The sequence below is a fragment of the Pseudoxanthomonas winnipegensis genome, assembly GCF_030322905.1.
GTDB classification, from domain to species: Bacteria; Pseudomonadota; Gammaproteobacteria; order Xanthomonadales; family Xanthomonadaceae; genus Pseudoxanthomonas_A; species Pseudoxanthomonas_A winnipegensis.
Window position 1 is genome coordinate 1,124,762 of sequence record NZ_CP095475.1, and the last position, 19,439, is coordinate 1,144,200.

Here is a 19,439-nt window from a genome sequence, read left to right on the forward strand (position 1 = left end):
GACGGCATGGCGGCGGTGAGGGAAGGGCGCGCGCTGTCGCGCTGGGCGGGAATCGGCGTGGCGACCTGCGCGCTGGGCTTCGCCGCGTTCTACGCACTGCTGTTCTGGCGCGACAACGCCGCGCCGGTGGCGAGCGACGCGGCGGCCGCGGCGCCGGCGCCGGGGATGTTCCTGTACGCGACCGAACGCTGCGAGGTCGACGGCGAGCGCCTGCGCGTGCAGGGCTGGGCCCTCCGCAAGGGCCAGGGCTGGCCGATCGGCGGCAACCGCGTGCTGCTGCGCCTGGCCGACGGCCGCCTGCGCGCGCTGGACACCGCCTGGCAGGCGCGGCCGCAGCTGGCGCCGCTGCTGAAGGCGCGCACCGGCGAGAAGCGCACCTATTACGCGCCCGGCTTCGCCGCCTCGCTGAACCTGGCCGTGGCCGGTGTCTCGCTGCAGGGCGCGCGGCTGTTCCTCGACTGGCGCGCCGGCGACACGCCTGCGCTGCTGCCGCTGGACTGCGCGGGGCTGTCGCCGTGAGCGCGCCGCGCCTGCGCTGGCACTGGCCGCTGCTGGGCCTGGCCTGGATGCTGGCCTCGATCGCCTCGATCCACGCCTTCGGCATCAGCTCGGCGCCGGTGGCCGACGACAGCTACTTCGCCAGCATGCTCGACACCTACACGCTGCGCGACTACCTGGTCCACCGCTATCACACCTGGACCGGGCGGCTGCCGATCGAGGCGCTGCTGGTGACCATCGTCCATGCGCCCGGCCTGTGGCGCGCCTGCAACGCGGTGGTGATGGCGCTGCTGTGCGTGGGCCTGGCGCGGCTGGCGCGGCCGGGCACGCGCTGGTCGTGGCCTGGCGCGATGGGGGTGGTGTTCGCGCTGGTGATGCTGATGACGCCGCAGGCCATCTACGAGGCGTGCTGGTGGCTGACCGGCTCGCTCAACTATCTATGGCCGGTGACGCTGGGCGTGTGGAGCCTGGTGCCGCTGGTCGAGGACCTCCCCCATCGCTGGCCGGCGCGGCTGGCCGCCTGCCTGGCCGCGGCGCTGGCGGCGTACTGCGACCAGCTGGCGCTGGTGCTGGTGCCGCTGACGCTCGGGCTGTGCCTGTGGCGCGCCCGGCAGCGCCGGGCCAGCGGCTGGGACTGGGCGCAGCTGGCGCTGCTGTGCGCCAACGCGGCCTTCGCCCTCAGCGCGCCGGGCAATGTCGAGCGGTTCCGCGAGGAGACCGGCATGCGCTTTCCCAACTTCGCCGACCTGGACGTGCTGGAGAGGCTGCGCATCGGCCTAGGGTTGATCGAGCGGGCGATGACCGACCCGCGCAACTACCTGTTCGGCACCGTCACCGCGCTGACCCTGGTGCTGCTGTGGCGCGCGCCGCTGGCGCGCTGGCTCAAGGCGGGGCTGGGCGTGGTGCTGGCGGTGTCGCTGCTGCAGATGCTGTTGTTCGTGCCGCACGTGCCGGGCGATCCCCTGCAGCTGTCGCTGCCGCTGCGCCTGGATGGCGATGCGGTGTGGAACCCGTGGCTGTACGCGCTCAGCGCGTGGTCGGCCTTCACCGTGGGCTGCGTGGTGATCGCCGCGGCCTGCGGCTTCTGGCGCGATGGGCGCGAGGCTGCACGGATGCTGGGCCTGCTGCTGCTGGGCCTGGCCTCGCTGGGAATGATGGGCTTCTCGCCCACGGCCTATCTGTCCGGCCAGCGCATCGCCTTCCTGTGCCTGCTGGCGCTGGTGGTGGTCGGCCTGCGTCAGCTCGACCGCATCGGGCTGGACTACGGGCCGCGCGTGCGCGGCGGCCTGCTGGCGCTGATCGTGGTGCTGGCCAGCTGGCGCGTGACGATGGCCGCCTTCGTCTGAAGGCCCGTCAGCCTGGGTTGAACGCGTAGCGCACCCCGGAGAAGAACACCGGCGCGGCGAACACCACCGAGTCCAGCCGGACCAGCGCGCCGCCGTGCCACTCGATCATCGTGCCCCAGGCCTTGGCGCCCAGGCTGCGCTTGGTCGCCGACAGCGCCAGCCCGCCCAGCAAACGGCCGGCGCCCGGGCAGGGCGCCGGCCGTGGCCGGTCAAGCGTGGGCGGCCCGCTTCGGCGCGGCGGCCAGCGCGTGCACCTCGGCCGAGGCCGGGGTGAAGTCGCGCACCGCCGCCAGGAAGTCGCGGCCCCAGCGGTCCACGTCGTAGTACTCGACGATGTCGTTGAGCTGGCGCAGGCGGCCGGCGGCCTCGTCCTCGGGCATGCGCAGGGCCTGGGACAGGGCCGCGGTCAGGTCGGCCTGATCGTGCGGATTGGTCAGCACCGCGCCCTTCAGCTCGGCCGCCGCGCCGGCGAATTCGCTCAGCACCAGCACGCCGTTGCCGCCCTCGATGCCCTGGGTGGCGACGAACTCCTTGGCCACCAGGTTCAGCCCGTCGCGCAGCGGGGTGATCCACATCACCTGCGCGGCGGCATAATGCGCCACCACCTCCTCGAACGGGAAGGCCTGAGCGAAGAAGCGCACCGGCGTCCAGTCCATCCGCGCGAAGCGGCCGTTGATGCGGCCGACCGCCTGTTCGATGGCGTTCTGCAGCTGGCGGTAGACCGTCATCTCCTTGGCCGCCGGCACGCAGATCATCAGCAGGGTGACCTTGTTGTGCAGCTGCGGGTGCGATTCGAGCAGGCGCTCGAACGCCTCCAGCTTGGCCAGCGTGCCCTTGGTGTAGTCCAGGCGTTCGACCGAGAGCACCAGCTTGCGCGCGCCGATCTCGCGGCGCAGCTTGAAGATGTTGTTGCGCACCTCCGGGTTGGCCAGCACCTGGTTGATGCGGCGCAGGTCGGTGCCGACCGGATGGGCCCCCAGCGCCACCTCACGCCCGGCAACCCGCAGGCGCGTGGTCATCGTGTCCAGGCCCACCGCGCAGCCGTAGGTGAGAAAGCGCGGCGCGCAGCTCTCGGTGCGTATGCGTTCCACCGGCGCCACCCCGCGTACCACGTCGACGAAGTTCTCCACCTGGCGCGGGATGTGGAAGCCCACGTAATCGCAGGACAGCAGGCTGCCGATGATCTCGCGCCGCCACGGCACCACGTTGAACACGTCGGCCGAGGGGAAGTAGGTGTGGTGGAAGAAGGCGATCTTCAGGTCCGGGCGCATCTCGCGCAGGTAGGCCGGCACCATCCACAGGTTGTAGTCGTGGATCCACACCGTCGCGCCTTCGGCCGCCTCGGCCGCGGTGGCCTCGGCGAACTTGCGGTTGACCTTGAGGAACACCTTCCAGTCGTCCTCGCGGAAGCGCGCGCGCTCCCAGAACACGTGCAGCATCGGCCAGAAGGCCTCCTTGCTGAAGCGCTTGTAGAAAATGTCCACCTCGGTCTTGCTCAGCGGCACGCGCGCGGCGGTGAGGTTGGGATAGCGCTCATCGACCGAAGTGTGGGTCTGGAAGGGCCCGTGCTTGGGATCGTCGATGCTCCAGGCCACCCAGGAGCCGGTCTGCCCGCCCTGGAAGAACCCCAGCAGCGAGGGAATGATGCCGTTGGGCGACTTGGGCTGCCGGCGCACCAGCTCGCCGTCCTCCACGACCTCCTCGTAGGGCAGGCGGTGGTAGACCATCAGCAGCTGCGCCTTGCCGGTCGGCGCGGTGCGCGCCACCGGCAGCCACGGATCGTCCTTGTCGAGCAGCTTGAAGTGGGCGATGGCCTCCAGGATGCCGCCGCAGCCGGGCGCCTTGGCGTGCAGCACGTCGGACAGCGCGCCGGTGGCCTCGATCAGCGCGGCCTCCGAATCGCCCACGCAGACGCCGCGGAAGCCGGCCAGGTACATCGACAGATCGTTGAGCGTGTCGCCGGCGACCAGCACGCGTTCGCTGGGCAGCTTGAGCTGCCGGGCCAGCGCCTTCAGCGTGCGGCCCTTGTCGGTGTCCGGCGGCAGGATGTCCAGGTAGCGGTCTGCCGAATACAGCACCGAGCAGCCCAGCGCATGCGCGGCCTCCTCCAGGTCGGCGCGGATCGGCGCCAGCGTGTCCGGGTCGCAGTAGTAGGAGCAGCGGCGTTCCTGCGGCACGTCCTGGCGGACCAGGTCGGGGAAGGCGCGCATCGCGGCGGCCACGGTGTAGTCGCCGGGCCAGCGGCTGTCGATCTTGGACTGCAGCGGCTGCAGCGGCTGCAGCGTATGGCCGTCGACCACGGTGGCGCCGACGTCGCACACCACATAGTCGGGGCGGGGAATCGCGGGGTCGGTCAGCAGCGGCATCACCGCTTCCAGGCCGCGCCCGGTGATGAAGATCAGGCAGATCTCGGGGTGCTGGTCGACCAGGCGGTACAGGCGGTGGCGCTGCTCGGCGTCGCCGGCCAGGAAGGTGCCGTCCAGGTCGGTCGCCAGGATCAGGCGCGGATCGGGCCGGGCCTGGGTGGAGCGGGGTGAGGTGTTGCGGATGGGTGGGGTCAGATCAGTCAAAACGTTCCTCTTGAGGTTGCGATGGGGGTTCGGTTTCCGGCATCAGCTCCAGCGCGGTGGGCGTGGTGCGCAGCATCGGGCGGAAGGGTGCGGCGAAGGTGCGGTCGCGGTGGAAGCGCAGCCGGGCGAATAGATAGGCCGCCAGCGCGATCAGCATCACCGCGAAGTAGATCGGCAGCGCGGAGGGGCCCAGACGCTGCATCGCCCCGCCGGCCAGCGCCGGGCCGATGGCGGAGCCGACGCCGTTGACCAGCAGCAGGCTCGAACAGCCCGACAGCAGGTGCTCGCGCGGCAGGTAGTCGAGCATGTGCGCCACCGCGAACGGATACAGCGAGAAGCTCAGTCCGCCGAACAGGAAGAACAGCCCGAACAGCGCCCGCCGGTCGGCCTGGACCGCCGGCAGCAGCATCGCCAGGGCCACGCCCGCGGCGGCCAGCGCGGCCAGCGCCAGCGCCAGGCGGCGGTCGCGGCCATCGCTGATCCGGCCGATCGGCACCTGCAGCAGCGCGCCCCCGGCGATCGCGGCCAGCATGAACAGCGCCACGCCGCGCGTGTCCAGGCCGATGCGGCTGGCGTACACCGGCGACAGGCCCCAGAAGCCGCCCATCGCCAGGCCCGACAGCGCCGCGCCGACCGTGGCCGCCGGCGCCAGCGCATACAGCCGGCGCAGGCTGAAGCGCTGGATCGGCGGCACCTCGGGCTGCTGCAGGCGCGTGGCCGCCACCGGCATCACCGAGGCGCACAGCAGGATGGCGGTCAGCGAGAACAGGGTGGCCATCGCCATCCCGCCCCAGCCCAGCAGCACCTGGCCCAGCGCCAGCGCCGACAGGTTGACCATCATGTAGACCGAGAACACCCGCGCGCGGGTGCTCGCATTGGGCTCGGCGTTGAGCCAGCTCTCGATGACGGTGTACAGCCCGACCAGCGCCACGCCGGTGACCAGGCGCAGCAGGCCCCAGGCCCAGGGATCGAGCCAGATCGGGTGCAGCAGCACGGCGATGGCCGCCAGCGCGGCGAAGAAGGCGAAGGCGCGGATATGCCCGATGCGGCCGATCAGCGGCGGGCCGATGAAGGTGCCGAAGAAATACCCGGCGAAGTAGCACGACATCACCAGGCCCAGCGTGCGATCGTCGAAGCCGGCCTGCGCGCCGCGGACCGCGAGCAGCGTGCCGAGCAGGCCGCTGCCGGTCAGCAGCAGGGCCACGCCCAGCAGCAGGGTGAACAGCCGCAGCATCAACGCGACCTTCTGGGGGAAGGAGAGTTGGTCACCTTCATCATCATAACATATTGATTAGTTTGGGGAAAGTTGCGTAAGGTGCGCGACCCCCAAGCGCAGCGGCGTCCTGCGTCCGCGCGCCGGGGTGCCCGAAGCCATCCCTTGGCCGCATCCTCCGGGACGGTCATGCTGCATTGCAGCATGCCTCGCATCCTCGCCCACCCCGCATGAAAGGACCGTCGTGAGCCAAGAACTGATCTACCTGCTGCTGATCTTCGGGCTGCTGGTCATTCCGCGGTTCCTGCAGCAGTTCAAGCTGCCGGCGCCGCTGACCTGCCTGGCCTTCGGCGTGGTCGCCGCGCTGATCATCGGCAAGCCGGTCGAGGACGGGGTGGTGGCGCTGATGGCCTCGCTGGGCATCTCCTCGCTGTTCCTGTTCGCCGGCCTGGAGGTGGACCCCAAGGCGCTGCGCAAGGGCTGGAAGCAGCTGGTCATCCATCTGGTCGCGCGCTCGGCCAGCCTGGCCGTGGTGGCGTGGCTGGCCTGGCGCTATGCAGGGCTGTCCTGGCAGGCGGCCGCGCTGCTGGCGCTGGCCCTGCTGACGCCTTCCACCGGCTTCATCATCGACACGCTGGGCCGGCTGGGGCTGGACACCAAGGAGCAGTTCTGGGTGACCAACAAGGCCATCGCCGGCGAGCTGCTGGCGCTGGCGGCGCTGTTCGTGGTGCTGCAGTCGGCCAGCCCGCCGCTGGAGATGCTGGGCTCGACGCTGGCGCTGCTGGCCATGCTGGTCGGCCTGCCGCTGCTGTTCATCGCGCTGGGGCGCTGGGTGCTGCCGCATTCGCCGGGCGCGGAGTTCTCGCTGCTGGTGATGGTCGGCGTGATTGCCGCCTACGTGACCCATCTGATCGGCGTGCACGATCTGGTCGGCGCCTTCGTCACCGGTCTGGTGGCGCGCCTGCTGCGCCAGCGCATGCCGACGCTGGCCTCGCACGACAACCTGCACGCGGTGCGGCTGTTCGCCAGTTTCTTCGTGCCGTTCTATTTCTTCTATTCGGGCACCAAGGTGCCGGCCGGCGCCTTGAGCCTGGGGGCGCTGGGTGTGGGCCTGGCGCTGACCGCGGTGGTGCTGCCGCTGCGGGTGGGCCTGCTGGCGCTGCAGCGCAAGCTGACCTTCGGCGAATCCTTCCGTACCGGCCTGCGCATCGGCACGGCGCTGGCGCCGACGCTGATCTTCACGCTGGTGCTGGCCGGGGTGCTGCGCGAGCGCTTCGCCATCCCCGATGCGCTGTTCGGCGGGCTGCTGCTGTATGCGACGCTGACCACGCTGCTGCCTTCGCTGGTGTTCCGCACGCCGTTCGACGTGGATCCGGTGGAGACGGCGCCGGAGCGCTACGCCCCGGCGGCCGGCGGGGCGGCGGCCACGCTGCTGGCGCCGGGGGCTTCGGAATTCCACCAGGAGCGGGTGCGCGCGGCCGCGCCACCGGCGCAGGATGCCGGTCCGCTGCCCGAGGATGCCGATCGCACCGACCGGACCGCTTGATTCGGCGCCCTCCAGCCCCCACCGTTGGCGCCCGCAATCCGCTAACGCCAACCCCTGTCATCGCCATGCCGATCTACGCCTACCAGTGCGCCACCTGTGGCCACAGCTTCGACAAGCTGCAGAAGCTCTCCGACCCCGACCCGGACACCTGCCCGCAATGCGGCGCGCAGACCGTCAGGCGCCAGGTGACGGCGCCGGCGTTCCGCCTGGCCGGCGGCGGCTGGTACGAGACCGACTTCAAGAAGGACGGCGACAAGAAGCGCAACCTGGTCGAGGGGGCGGGCAGCAGCGCTTCCGGCAGCAGCGAGTCCAAGCCGGCGGCCAGCGAGACCAAGCCTGCTACGCCATCCAGCGGCGATTGATCGATCGCCTGCTTCGCTGGGCTGCGAGAGGTTCGTCCCTCGATCTTCCGGAGCCCGGCGAGCGCGCTCTGGCTCCGGAAGGGCAGCGGTCCGGCGGGCGGGGGCCACTTCTCCCTCAATCAGGGCATCCTGCCCTGATTCGGGCGCTCGGCGTCCTGCCTCGCTAGGCGCGGCCCCCGCCCGCCGGACCGCTGCCGCGCGCGTTACGCAGATGGCCTCGGGTCGAAAGTCGAAAGAAGCCCTGCTCGATTGCCGCGCAGCCTCGATCCTCCCGGGCGCGGACGCCATCGCCGTGAGAGCCACTGTCTCTTCTGTTCACGTCGCAGCCACCCTGTAGAGCGGAGCTCGCTCCGCTGCTCTTCGGTTCGGTTCGTGGGGAAGGCCCCAGCGGAGCGAGCTCCGCTCTACAGGTGGGAGCCGCTGTTGGCGCCATGAGGGCGGCTCCCACCGAACGATGAGGTGCGGTCGATCGGAGAATCCGCCCGGGGGGGGGCGGACCGAGCCGAGGCGCCGCGGCCGGCCAGGTAGAGGTTGCTTGGCGAAGTCCGCTTCACTGACCAGGCGTTCGGCGAACGGCAAAGCGCACCAAAAAGAGAGGCCAGGCGTCAGCCCGGCCTCTTTTGCGACGCCTGCCACGCTTGTCCGCGTGGCCGGATCGAACGTGGAAGCGATCAGCGGGCGCCGAAGCGGGCGCGGCAGCCTTCATCGACCCAGATCTGGTCGCCGCGCCAAGCCCAGGTGCTGCCCTCGATGCAGGGGCTGCTGGAGAGCTGCTTAACGATCACCGGGCGGCCATTGCGGCGGTCCCAGCCGCAGCTGGTGCGGCGGTTGTCGCTGCTCGAGCAGGTCACGGTGTAATTGGGATTGGCGTTGCCCCAGCCCGGGTCGCCCGGGGGGCCGCCGCCCCAGCCGCCGCCGCCGCGCCCCTCGGCGAATTCGCCGCGGCAGCCCTGGCTGACCCAGATGTTGCCGCCGCGCTGGCCCCAGCTGCGGCCTTCCACGCAGCGGCTGTCGGACAGCTGGCGCACCAGCACGGCGCGGCCGCGGAAGCCGGTGGCGCACTCGCGGGTGCGGTTGTCGGTGCTTTCGCAGCGCACGGTTCGGCCCGCACCGGGGCGGTCGCCCCAGCCGCCGCCGCGCACGGACACGAAGCGCCCCCGGCAGCCGCGGTCGACCCAGATCACGTCGCCGCGCGTGCCCCAGGTGCGGCCCTCGATACAGGGCGAGTCGGACAGCGCGCGGTCCAGCCGCACGCGGCCGCCAAAGCCGCGGCATTCGCGGTAGCGGTTGTTCTGGCTCTCGCAGGTGACTGAATCCTGGGCGTGGGCCGGCGCGGCCGCATACACGCCCAAGGCAAACAGCAGCACCGCAAACAGTCGCAACATGGCACGGCTCCGGGTGGTCGAGTGGGCCGGACTATACACGCGGCCCCGCCGCCGTCCCGTCAGCCGGCGCGGGCCGCTGGGCCCGCATTTGCCGCGCCCCGGCGCGGGCCGCAAAATAGCCGGCTTTCCCGGCCGCGGCGTGCGGCCTGCCCGGAGTTTGCTCACATGCGTACCCACTTCTGCGGCCTGGTCGATGAGACCCTGATCGGCCAAACCGTCACTCTGGCCGGCTGGACCGACGTGGCCCGCAATCAGGGCGGGGTGTGCTTCATCGACCTGCGCGACCACGAGGGCATCGTCCAGGTCACCGTCGAGCTGGACAACGCCGAGGTGTTCGCCGTGGCCGCCTCGCTGGGCTACGAGGACGTGCTGCAGGTCGAGGGCGTGGTCCGCGCGCGCCACGCGGTCAACGACAAGCTCAAGACCGGCAAGGTCGAGGTGATCGCCTCGAAGATCACCGTGCTCAACAAGGCCGCGCCGCTGCCCTTCCACGCGCACGAGAACCCCGGCGAGGACACCCGCCTGAAGTACCGGTATCTCGATCTGCGCCGTCCGGAGATGCAGCGCATGCAGCGCACCCGCATCAGGCTGGTGCAGGCCCTGCGCCGTCATCTGGACGCGCGCGGCTTCCAAGACATCGAGACGCCGATCCTGACCAAGGCCACGCCGGAGGGCGCGCGCGACTTCCTGGTGCCGGCGCGCATGCACCCGGGCGAGTTCTACGCCCTGCCGCAGAGCCCGCAGCTGTTCAAGCAGATCCTGATGGTGGCCGGCTTCGACCGCTACTACCAGATCGCGCGCTGCTTCCGCGACGAGGCCCTGCGCGCCGACCGCCAGCTGGAGTTCACCCAGCTGGACATGGAGTTCGCCTTCGTGCGCGAGCGCGATGTGCAGGACTTCGTCGAGGAGATGATCCGCGCGATCTTCAAGGAAGTCGTGGACGTGGAACTGGATGCGCAGTTCCCGCGCATGACCTGGGCCGAGGCGATGCGCCGCTACGGCTCGGACAAGCCGGACCTGCGCATCGACCTGGAACTGGTCGACGTGGCCGAGCTGGTCAAGGACAGCGACTTCGCCGTGTTCACCGGCCCGGCCAACGATGCCGACGGCCGCGTGGCCGCGCTGCGCATCCCGGGCGGCGCGACGCTGTCGCGCAAGCAGATTGACGAGTACGCCGCGCACGCGGCCAAGTACGGCGCTAAGGGGCTGGCATGGTTGAAGTTTGGTCAAACTCCGGCTGGCGCTTCGGGCGGCGGATCAGTCGAAAGTGGATTTGATATCGATCAGGTGACTGGATCGATCGTGAAAGCCTTGGGTCCCGAACTGACGGTTTCCTTGATCCGTGCCGTTAAGGCAGTTCCTGGCGACCTGGTGTTCTTCGGCGCCGGCGCCTACGGCAAGGTCTCGGACTTCATGGGCGCCGTGCGCCTGAAGGCCGGCAAGGACTTCGGCCTGGTCCAGGAGGGTTGGCGCCCGCTGTGGGTCACCGACTTCCCGATGTTCGAGTGGGACGAGGAGGCGCAGCGCTATGTGGCCCTGCATCATCCCTTCACCGCGCCGGCGGTGGATTCGATCGAGGACCTGCGCGCTCACGCCAGGACTGCGGTCTCGCGCGGCTACGACATGGTGCTCAACGGCAACGAGATCGGCGGCGGTTCGATCCGCATCCATCGCCCGGAGATGCAGAGCGCGGTGTTCGAACTGCTCGGCATCGGCGCCGAGGAGGCGCGCGCCAAGTTCGGCTTCCTGCTCGACGCGCTCAACTACGGCGCCCCGCCGCACGGCGGCATCGCCTTCGGCATCGACCGCATCGCCGCGCTGATGGCCGGCACCGAGTCGATCCGCGACGTGATTCCGTTCCCCAAGACCACCGGCGCGCAGGACCTGATGACCGACGCGCCCTCGCCGATCCCGGATGCGCAGCTGGCCGAGGTGCACGTGCAGGTGCGGCCAAAGAGCGAGTGACCAGCACTGAGGAGTGAGCAAAGGCGGGTAGCGCGATCCGCTTTCACTCACTTCTCACTCCTCAACGCTCACTTCTGGCCCGATGCTGATCCGCCGCGCCACCCTCGACGACGCCCACACGCTCTCGGCGCTGGCCGAGCGCACCTTCGTGCAGACCTTCGGTCACCTGTATCCGCCGGGCGACCTGCGCGATTTCCTGGATGAGGCCTATGCGCTGGAGCGCATGCGGATCGTGCTGGCGCATCCGGACTACGCGATCTTCCTGGCCGAACGCGATGGCCAGGCGATCGGACACTCGGCCGCCGGCCCCTGCGGGCTGCCGCATCCGGGCGTGCAGCCCGGCGATGGCGAGCTCAAGCGCCTCTATCTGCTGCAGGGGCAGCAGAACGCCGGCGTCGGCACCCACCTGTTCCAGGCCACCCTCGACTGGCTGCTGCGCGAGGGGCCGCGCACGCTGTGGGTCGGGGTGTGGTCGCAGAATTTCGGCGCGCAGCGCTTCTATGCGCGGCACGGGTTTCACAAGGTGGGCGAGTACCAGTTCGCCGTCGGCAACGTGCTGGACGACGAGTTCATCCTGCGGCGCCCGGCCTGAGCGCGCGGTTGAGCGCGGCCCGCGCTTGGGTCATGCTGCGCCCCATGTCCAAGGAGGAATCCGAAATGCACGGAAGGCGCGCGCTGTTGGCACTGTCCCTGGCCTGCGGGCTGTTGGCCGGCTGCGGGGGAGACAAGATGATGCGCTGTACGTCGGCCTCGGGCAGCTGGGCCATCGGCCGGGTGGCCGAGCAGGGCGTGCTGGACCGCATCCAGGCCGAGAGCCGGGCCAAGCGCCTGCGCACCCTCGGCGCCGGCGAGACCTCCTCCGACATCGGCATGGACCGGGTCACCGTCCACGTCGACGCGCAGGACCGGATCACCGCGGTGACCTGCGACTGAGCCGACCCGACGCCCGCGACGCGCTGCGGGCGCCGTTGCCATCGGTGCTGGTGCTGCATGGCATCTGGAACGCGCCGCTGTGGATGCAGCCGCTGGCCTGGCGGCTGCGGCGGGCGGGCTTCGCCGCCGAGCCCTTCGGCTACCCCAGCGTTACTGGCGGTCCGCAGGTGGCCATCGCGCGCCTGGCCGCGCATCTGCGCCAGGCCCGGCCGACCCATCTGGTCGGGCATAGCCTCGGCGGGCTGATCGCGCTGGAGACCTTGCGCCGGCATCCGGGCCTGCCCGTGCCACGCCTGGTCTGTCTGGGCTCGCCGCTGTCCGGCAGTGCGACCGCGCAGGTCCTCGCGCAGCGCGGCTGGGGCAGCGTGCTCGGCCGCAGCGCGCTGCTGCTGGACCGGGGCTGTCCGCCCTGGAGTGGCCCGACCGAGGTCGGCATGATCGCCGGCGATGTGCCGCGCGGCGTGGGCCGCCTGCTGGCCGGCGTGGATGAGACCTCCGACGGCACCGTGGCCCTGGCCGAGACCCGCCTGTCCGGCCTGGTCGATCACTGCTGCGTGCACGCCAGCCATACCGGCCTGCCGTTCTCGCCGCAGGCCGCGCGTCAGGTGGTGGCCTTCCTGCGGCACGGGCGGTTCCGGCGCTAGGTAGGGCCTGTCATTCCTCCCCGGGTAGGCCGCGTTGGCGCTGCAAGGCCGTCAGGTTTGCGTCGCGTGGCGCAGGCTTGACTGGCCGTCAGGCCAAGCCGCGCGGCGCGAAGATGGCGGCCTTGCAGCGCCAACCCGAAGGGCCGCCCTTGCGCGCACCCGGCCTCACCACGCAGTGCGTGGTTCGACGTCATTGCTCGGTCGTGGACGGACGTCCACTCCCTCGCGCTTCCTTGCCCCGGGCACGCGCAAGGGCGGCGCGACCTGCCCGGGGAGGAATGACAGGCCCTAGTCCCCAGCGGCAGGGCGCGCGGCATGGGGTAAAATTGCCGCTTCGTCTCAAGTTCAGCCAACGGAAGTGTGTCATGGGTCGAGGCCCTTCGATCGAAGCCCGCAAGAACGCCATGGACGCCAAGCGCGGCAAGGTGTTCACCAAGATCATCCGCGAGATCAGCGTGGCCGCGCGCGGCCCCGGCGGCGGCGATCCGGCCAACAATCCTGCCCTGCGCACGGCCATGGACAAGGGCCTTGCGGCCAACATGACCAAGGACGTCATGGAGCGCGCGATCAAGAAGGCCACCGGTGAGCTGGAAGGCGTCGAATACGAGACCATCCGCTACGAGGGCTACGCGCCCGGCGGCGTGGCCGTGATCGTGGACTGCCTGACCGACAACCGCGTGCGCACCGTGGCCGACGTGCGTCATGCCTTCGCCAAGTGCGGCGGCAACATGGGCACCGAGGGCTCGGTGGCCTTCATGTTCAAGAAGCTCGGCGTGCTGAGTTTCGACGGCGGCCTGGACGAGGACGCGCTGACCGAGGCGGCCATCGAGGCCGGCGCCGAAGACGTAGTGGTGTACCCGGAGGACGGGGCGATCGACGTACTGACCACGCCGGAGGGGTTCGAGGAAGTCCGCCAGGCGCTCGCCGCCGCCGGCTTCACCCCCGGCTATGCCGAGGTCACCTACCGCGCCGACAACGACGTGGCGGTGGACGGCGAGACCGCCCAGCAGGTGTCCAAGCTGCTGGCCATGCTCGAGGACCTGGACGACGTGCAGAACGTCTATTCCAACGCCGATCAGGCGGCGCTGGGCGAGGGAAGCTGAGCCCGTGCCGCCGGGGACGCGCACAGGCAGCGGGACTCGGGGATCGGGACGGGGAGCTCGCCACGGCGCATCGTCGCCGTCCGCCCGGACGCCTGCAGGGCCGGCCCAGGGCGTGACGGACGAGGCCTCTGCCGCGGTGCCGCAGCTGCGCAGCCCAAGCCCGGGTTGCGTCCGCATCCTCGGCATCGACCCGGGTTCGCAGCGCACCGGCATCGGCATCATCGATGTGGATGCCGCCGGGCGCGCGGTGCACGTGTACAACGGGCCGCTGGTGCTGCTGGGCGAGGGCGGGTTCCCGCTGCGGCTCAAGCGCCTGCTGCTGGGGCTGGCCGAGCTGTTGGACGCCTGGCACCCGCACGAGGTGGCGATCGAGCAGGTGTTTGTCGGCAAGAGCGCCGACTCGGCGCTCAAGCTGGGCCAGGCGCGTGGCGCGGCGATCAGCGCCGTGGTCCTGCGCGACCTGCCGGTGCACGAGTACGCGCCGAAGGAAATCAAGCTGGCGCTGGTCGGTCGGGGCAGCGCCGAGAAGGAACAGATCCAGCACATGGTCGCGATCATGCTCAACCTGAAAGGCAAGCTGCAGGCCGACGCCGCCGATGCGCTGGCGGTGGCCATCACCCATGCCCACGTGCGCGCCACCGCCGCGCGCATGGGCGTGGACGCGCGCGTGGCGTGGAGCCGGAAATGATCGGGCTTCGCAATGTCTCTAAGCCCCTTTGCCTCCGGAAGAGGGCTTGGGGTGAGGGCCGGTCGACGCCCGTGTGGCCTGCTGCTCGCGGACTTCGCCGGACCCTCATCCGCCCTTCGGGCACCTTCTCCCGGTGGGAGAAGGAAAACGCAGGAGCGCACGTATGATCGGGCGCCTGCGCGGCATCCTCATCGCCAAGTCCCCGCCCTGGCTCCTGATCGAGGTCGGCGGCGGCGTCGGCTACGAGCTGGAGGCGCCGATGAGCACCATCTACGACCTGCCCGAGCTCGGCCGCGAGGTCACCCTGTTTACCCATTACGCGCAGAAGGAGGACAGCGTCTCGCTGTACGGCTTCCTGCGCGAGGGCGAGCGCCGGCTGTTCCGCGATGTGCAGAAGGTCACCGGCATCGGCGCCAAGATCGCCCTGGCCATCCTGTCCGGCGTCAGCGTGGACGAGTTCGCCCGGCTGGTGCAGGCCGGCAACGTCACCGCGCTCACCCGCATCCCCGGCATCGGCAAGAAGACCGCCGAGCGCATGGTGGTGGAGCTGCGCGACCGCGCCGCGGCGCTGACCGGCGGCGATGTGGTCACGCCGATGAGCGCGCCGGCCGACCCGCAGTCCGAGGCGGTCATCGCCCTCCAGCAGCTCGGCTACAAGCCGGCCGAGGCCCAGCGCATGGCCCGCGACGCGGCCGCCGCCGGCGACGACGCGGCGCAGATCATCCGCAAGGCGCTGCGTTCGGCCCTGCGCTGAAGCGTGCAGGACATCCTCACTTTTTCAGCAGTAGGCTAGCGCCGCATGTCTTCGCCCTCCGCCACGACCTCGACCAGCAACGCGCCCGCCCACCACGGCCACGGCAACCAGGGCATGCCCGGCCTGGTGCTGGGCGCCATCGGCGTGGTGTTCGGCGACATCGGCACCAGCCCGCTGTACACGCTCAAGGAAGCCTTCTCGCCGCATTTCGGCCTGGTCGGCAACCACGACACCATCCTGGGGATCCTGTCGCTGGTGTTCTGGGCGCTGGTGATCACCGTGACGGTCAAGTACGTCACCATCATCATGCGCGCCGACAACGACGGCGAGGGCGGGATCATGGCGCTGATGACCCTGGCCCAGCGCACCCTGCCCAAGGGCTCGCGCTCGGCCTACGTGGTCGGCATCCTCGGCATCTTCGGCGCCTCGCTGTTCTTCGGCGACGGCGTGATCACCCCGGCCATCTCGGTGCTGGGCGCGGTCGAGGGCCTGGAGGTGGCCGCGCCGGCGCTGGACCACTGGATCGTGCCGATCACGGTGGTGATCCTGATCCTGGTGTTCATGGCCCAGCGCTTCGGCACCGAGAAGGTGGGCAAGATCTTCGGGCCGATCACCACGGTGTGGTTCCTGTCCCTGGCGGCGATCGGCATCTACAACATCGTCGATGCGCCCGAGGTGCTCAAGGCCTTCAGCCCGTTCTGGGCGGTGAACTTCTTCATGACCCACGGCTGGCACTCGGTGCTGATCCTGGGCGCGGTGGTGCTGGCGGTGACCGGCGGCGAGGCGCTTTATGCGGACATGGGCCACTTCGGCGCCCAGCCGATCCGCTACGCCTGGTACATCCTGGTGCTGCCGTGCCTGATGCTCAACTACCTGGGCCAGGGCGCGCTGGTGCTGCAGGATCCGGCCGCGGTCAACAACCCGTTCTACGAGGCCGTGCCGGACTGGGCGCTGTACCCGATGATCGTGCTGGCCACCATGGCGGCCATCATCGCCTCGCAGGCGGTCATCAGCGGCGCCTTCTCGGTGGCGCGCCAGGCCATGCAGCTGGGCTACATCCCGCGCATGACGGTCAAGCACACCTCGCACGACACCATCGGCCAGATCTACGTGCCGGGCGTGAACTGGATGATGATGCTGGCGGTGCTGGCCGTGGTCCTGGCCTTCGGCAGTTCCACCGCGCTGGCCACCGCCTACGGCATCTCGGTGTCGGCCACGATGATGATCGACACCATGCTGCTGGCGCTGGTGGCGCGCGCGCTGTGGCCGAAGTGGCGCACCTGGGTGCTGCCGCTGTGCGTGGTGTTCTTCATCGTCGATGTGGGCTTCGTCATCGCCAACGGCGCCAAGTTCTTCGACGGCGCCTGGTTCCCGCTGGCGCTGGGCCTGGTGGTGTTCACCCTGCTGCGCACCTGGCGGCGCGGGCGCGAGCTGCTGGGCGCGGAGATCCGCAAGGACGGCATCGCGCTGGACAGCTTCCTGCCCGGGCTGATGCTGGCCCCGCCGGCGCGCGTGCCGGGCACGGCGGTGTTCCTGACCGCGCAGACCGGCATGGTGCCGCACGCGCTGCTGCACAACCTCAAGCACAACAAGGTGCTGCACGAGCGCAACGTCTTCCTGACCGTGTACACCCTGCCGCTGCCTTACGCGCCGGCCGACAAGCGCATGAAGGTCGAGGAGATCGGCGACGAGTTCTACCGCGTCATCGTCAAGTTCGGCTTCATGGAGACCCCGGACGTGCCGCTGGCGCTGATGCGCAGCTGCGATCAGGGCGGGCCGTACTTCGACCCGATGGACACCACCTTCTTCGCCAGCCGCGAGAACATCGTGGCCAGCGCCCACCGCGGCATGCCGGTCTGGCGCGACAAGCTGTTCGCCGCCATGCACCGCAACGCCGCCCCGGCCACCAACTTCTTCCGCATCCCCGGCAACCGCCTGGTGGAGCTGGGGGCGCAGGTGGAGATCTGAGGGCGAGGCGTAAGCGAAGCGCAGTGAGCACGCGCCAAAGCAGGCTCGCTTCCCCTCACGCCGCACTCCTGCCCGTACCATAGCCGCATGACCCAGGACCGCATCATCGCCGCCGACGCCACCCGTGAGGACGATGCCCTGGAGGCCTCGATCCGGCCCAAGCGCCTGGCCGATTACCTGGGCCAGCAGCCGGTGCGCGAGCAGCTGGACATCTACATCCAGGCCGCCAAGGGCCGTGGCGAGGCGCTGGACCATGTGCTGATCTTCGGGCCGCCGGGCCTGGGCAAGACCACGCTGAGCCACGTGATCGCCAACGAGCTGGGCGTCAGCCTGCGCACGACCTCTGGCCCGGTGATCGAGAAGGCCGGCGACCTGGCCGCGCTGCTGACCAACCTGCAGCCGCACGATGTGCTGTTCATCGACGAGATCCATCGTCTCTCGCCGGTGGTGGAGGAAGTGTTGTATCCGGCGATGGAGGATTTCCAGCTGGACATCATGATCGGCGAGGGCCCGGCCGCGCGTTCGATCAAGATCGACCTGCCGCCGTTCACCCTGATCGGCGCGACCACCCGCGCCGGCCTGCTGACCGCGCCGCTGCGCGACCGCTTCGGCATCGTCCAGCGCCTGCAGTTCTACGACACCGCCGAGCTGACCCGGATCGTGCGCCGCTCGGCGCAGATCATGGGCATTCCCTGCGAGCCCGAGGGCGCGGCCGAGATCGCGCGCCGCTCGCGCGGCACGCCGCGCATCGCCAACCGCCTGCTGCGGCGCGTGCGCGATTACGCGCAGGTCAAGGCCGGCGGCCAGATCAGCCGCGACACCGCCGATGCCGCCATGGCCATGCTCAAGGTCGATCCGGAAGGCTTCGACGAGCTCGACCGCCGCCTGCTGCACACCATCGTGGAGAGCTTCGATGGCGGGCCGGTCGGCGTGGAGTCGCTGGCTGCGGCCCTGTCCGAGGAGCGCGGCACGCTGGAAGACGTGATCGAGCCCTATCTGATCCAGCAGGGCTTCCTGGTACGGACCGCACGCGGGCGCATGGCCACGGCCAAGGCCTATTCGCACCTGGGGCTGCAGCCCAAGCGCGACGCCGGGCTGCCGTTTCCGGACTCCGAGGCCTTGTTCTGATGCCCTGTAAGGCCTGCCGAATCCCGCGCCCCGCAGCGCTCCGGAGCATCCGATGACTGTTGAATCGCCAGCCCAGGCCGTCGCCGATGGGCAACCGTTCAGTATTCCGACAAGGGTCTACTGGGAAGATACCGACGCGGGCGGGGTGGTCTACCACGCGCAGTACGTGGCCTTCCTCGAGCGCGCGCGCAGCGAATGGATGCGATCGCGCGGCCAGATGCAGGAACAGCTGCGCCGCGAGCACGACCTGGTGTTCGTGGTGCGCGGCATGCAGCTGGACTTCCTCAGGCCCGCGCGCCTGGACGACCTGCTCACTGTGACCGTGCAGGTGCGCCAGGTGCGGCGCGCCAGCATCGTGTTCGACCAGGCGATCTGGCGCGGGGAGGACCGGCTGCTGGCCGCGCAGGTGAAGATCGCCGCGGTGTCCGCGTCCGCGTTCCGCCCGGTCGGGCTGGACGAGGCGCTGTACCAGGAATTCAAGCTGTTGGAAGTCCCCGCCTGACCCCTTTGCCGCTCCCCCTTCTTTAAAGCGTAGAACCCCCGAGGAAACAACGGATGATTGGATTGCTCCTGGCGCTGCAGGACGCCGTGACCGAGACCCTGCCGCCGGAGGCTGCCGCCGCGGCTGCCCAGGCCACCGCGCAGGCCGCCCACAGCTCCATCAACTACTTCGAGCTGCTGCTCAAGGCCAGCCTGCCGGTCAAGGTGATCGTGCTGCTGCTGCTGACCGGCTCGCTGGTGAGCTGGATCATCATTTTCCGCAAGGCCGGCGTGTTCAAGCGCGCCAACCGCGATGCCGACGAGTTCGAGGGCCGGTTCTGGTCCGGCGCCGATCTGGGCAAGCTGTATGCGGCGGCCACCGATCGCGGCCGCGTGGTCACCGGCCTGGAGGCGATCTTCGAGTCGGGCTTCCGCGAGTTCGCCCGCCTGCGCGACAAGCGCCACACCGATGGGCGCGTGCAGCTGGAGGGCGCCCAGCGCGCCATGCGCACCGCCTACGTGCGCGAGATCGACGCGCTGGAGCGCAACCTGGAGCTGCTGGCCAACATCGGCTCGACCGCGCCCTACGTGGGCCTGGTCGGCACGGTGTTCGGCATCATGGTGACCATGCACGACATGCTCAACAGCGGTGAGCAGGCCGGCATCGCCGCGGTCGCGCCGGGCATTTCCGAGGCGCTGTTCGCCACGGCCATCGGCCTGTTCGTGGCCATCCCGGCGGTGTGGGCCTATAACCGCTTCACCACCCGCGTCGAGCGCATCTCGGTGCGCTATGAAACCTTCGCCGACGAGTTCAGCTCCATCCTGCAGCGCCAGACCGGCGAAGCCTGAGGGAGGC

General features: G+C 70.1%; 19 protein-coding genes. 15 read left to right on the top strand and 4 right to left on the bottom strand.

What is annotated here, in order from left to right:
• The first annotated feature begins 6 nt into the window (after positions 1–6).
• Together MWN52_RS04820 and MWN52_RS04825 are read left to right on the top strand one after the other, a co-directional pair.
• Entirely contained in the window at positions 7–519 is a 513-nt protein-coding gene (locus MWN52_RS04820; protein ID WP_286576857.1) for a hypothetical protein, read from the top strand.
• Entirely contained in the window at positions 516–1,844 is a 1,329-nt protein-coding gene (locus MWN52_RS04825) for a DUF6056 family protein (protein WP_286576858.1), read from the top strand. The genes MWN52_RS04820 and MWN52_RS04825 overlap by 4 nt, the downstream gene beginning before the upstream one ends.
• Positions 1,845–1,851: 7 nt before the next feature.
• On the opposite strand, the gene MWN52_RS04830 is transcribed toward MWN52_RS04825, so the two are convergent.
• From MWN52_RS04830 to MWN52_RS04840, 3 genes are all read right to left on the bottom strand, one after another.
• Positions 1,852–2,016, bottom strand: a complete 165-nt coding sequence (locus MWN52_RS04830) for a phosphatidate cytidylyltransferase (protein ID WP_425608081.1) — start codon at positions 2,014–2,016, stop codon at positions 1,852–1,854.
• Positions 2,017–2,053: 37 nt separating this feature from the next.
• Positions 2,054–4,345 (bottom strand): glucosylglycerol-phosphate synthase, encoded by a 2,292-nt coding sequence (gene ggpS / locus MWN52_RS04835; protein ID WP_130523703.1) that lies wholly within the window; start codon positions 4,343–4,345, stop codon positions 2,054–2,056.
• A gap of 61 nt (positions 4,346–4,406) precedes the next feature.
• A complete protein-coding gene (locus MWN52_RS04840) occupies positions 4,407–5,648 on the bottom strand; it encodes an MFS transporter (protein WP_130515810.1) in 1,242 nt (413 codons plus the stop codon).
• A 223-nt stretch (positions 5,649–5,871) separates the two neighbouring features.
• On the opposite strand from MWN52_RS04840, the gene MWN52_RS04845 reads away from it, so the two are divergent.
• Complete coding sequence (locus MWN52_RS04845) at positions 5,872–7,173, top strand: cation:proton antiporter (protein WP_286576860.1); 1,302 nt, start codon at positions 5,872–5,874, stop codon at positions 7,171–7,173.
• A gap of 65 nt (positions 7,174–7,238) precedes the next feature.
• Positions 7,239–7,535: an FmdB family zinc ribbon protein gene (locus MWN52_RS04850; RefSeq protein WP_286576861.1), complete on the top strand. Its 297-nt coding sequence runs from the start codon at positions 7,239–7,241 to the stop codon at positions 7,533–7,535.
• Positions 7,536–8,206: 671 nt separating this feature from the next.
• Here the strand turns inward: MWN52_RS04850 and MWN52_RS04855 are convergent.
• The gene (locus tag MWN52_RS04855; RefSeq protein WP_286576862.1) at positions 8,207–8,920 is read right to left on the bottom strand and encodes a DUF3011 domain-containing protein; all 714 of its coding nucleotides are present in this window, start codon (positions 8,918–8,920) and stop codon (positions 8,207–8,209) included.
• Between the two features lie 165 nt (positions 8,921–9,085).
• Here MWN52_RS04855 and aspS point away from each other — a divergent pair, with 165 nt between their 5' ends.
• The 11 genes from aspS to tolQ all read left to right on the top strand — a co-directional run bounded on the left by aspS (position 9,086) and on the right by tolQ (position 19,432).
• Positions 9,086–10,885 (top strand): aspartate--tRNA ligase, encoded by a 1,800-nt coding sequence (aspS, locus tag MWN52_RS04860; RefSeq protein WP_286576863.1) that lies wholly within the window; start codon positions 9,086–9,088, stop codon positions 10,883–10,885.
• A gap of 82 nt (positions 10,886–10,967) precedes the next feature.
• Entirely contained in the window at positions 10,968–11,477 is a 510-nt protein-coding gene (locus tag MWN52_RS04865) for a GNAT family N-acetyltransferase (protein WP_130515820.1), read from the top strand.
• An 86-nt stretch (positions 11,478–11,563) separates the two neighbouring features.
• Positions 11,564–11,818 carry a hypothetical protein gene (locus tag MWN52_RS04870; RefSeq protein WP_130515822.1) on the top strand — a complete coding sequence of 85 codons (255 nt, stop codon included), beginning with the start codon at positions 11,564–11,566 and terminating at the stop codon, positions 11,816–11,818.
• 83 nt (positions 11,819–11,901) lie between these two features.
• Complete coding sequence (locus tag MWN52_RS04875; RefSeq protein WP_286577679.1) at positions 11,902–12,462, top strand: esterase/lipase family protein; 561 nt, start codon at positions 11,902–11,904, stop codon at positions 12,460–12,462.
• A gap of 365 nt (positions 12,463–12,827) precedes the next feature.
• On the top strand, positions 12,828–13,565 hold the full coding sequence (locus MWN52_RS04880; RefSeq protein WP_130523369.1) for a YebC/PmpR family DNA-binding transcriptional regulator: 738 nt from the start codon (positions 12,828–12,830) through the stop codon (positions 13,563–13,565).
• Positions 13,566–13,710: 145 nt separating this feature from the next.
• The gene (gene ruvC, locus MWN52_RS04885; RefSeq protein WP_130561300.1) at positions 13,711–14,253 is read left to right on the top strand and encodes a crossover junction endodeoxyribonuclease RuvC; all 543 of its coding nucleotides are present in this window, start codon (positions 13,711–13,713) and stop codon (positions 14,251–14,253) included.
• A gap of 163 nt (positions 14,254–14,416) precedes the next feature.
• A complete protein-coding gene (gene ruvA, locus MWN52_RS04890) occupies positions 14,417–15,007 on the top strand; it encodes a Holliday junction branch migration protein RuvA (RefSeq protein WP_286576867.1) in 591 nt (196 codons plus the stop codon).
• Positions 15,008–15,052: 45 nt separating this feature from the next.
• Positions 15,053–16,975 carry a potassium transporter Kup gene (locus MWN52_RS04895; protein ID WP_425518685.1) on the top strand — a complete coding sequence of 641 codons (1,923 nt, stop codon included), beginning with the start codon at positions 15,053–15,055 and terminating at the stop codon, positions 16,973–16,975.
• 87 nt (positions 16,976–17,062) lie between these two features.
• Positions 17,063–18,103 carry a Holliday junction branch migration DNA helicase RuvB gene (ruvB, locus tag MWN52_RS04900; RefSeq protein WP_286576869.1) on the top strand — a complete coding sequence of 347 codons (1,041 nt, stop codon included), beginning with the start codon at positions 17,063–17,065 and terminating at the stop codon, positions 18,101–18,103.
• Positions 18,104–18,155: 52 nt separating this feature from the next.
• A complete protein-coding gene (gene ybgC / locus MWN52_RS04905; RefSeq protein WP_130523372.1) occupies positions 18,156–18,605 on the top strand; it encodes a tol-pal system-associated acyl-CoA thioesterase in 450 nt (149 codons plus the stop codon).
• A 53-nt stretch (positions 18,606–18,658) separates the two neighbouring features.
• The gene (gene tolQ, locus MWN52_RS04910) at positions 18,659–19,432 is read left to right on the top strand and encodes a protein TolQ (RefSeq protein WP_130515834.1); all 774 of its coding nucleotides are present in this window, start codon (positions 18,659–18,661) and stop codon (positions 19,430–19,432) included.
• Positions 19,433–19,439: the final 7 nt, after the last annotated feature.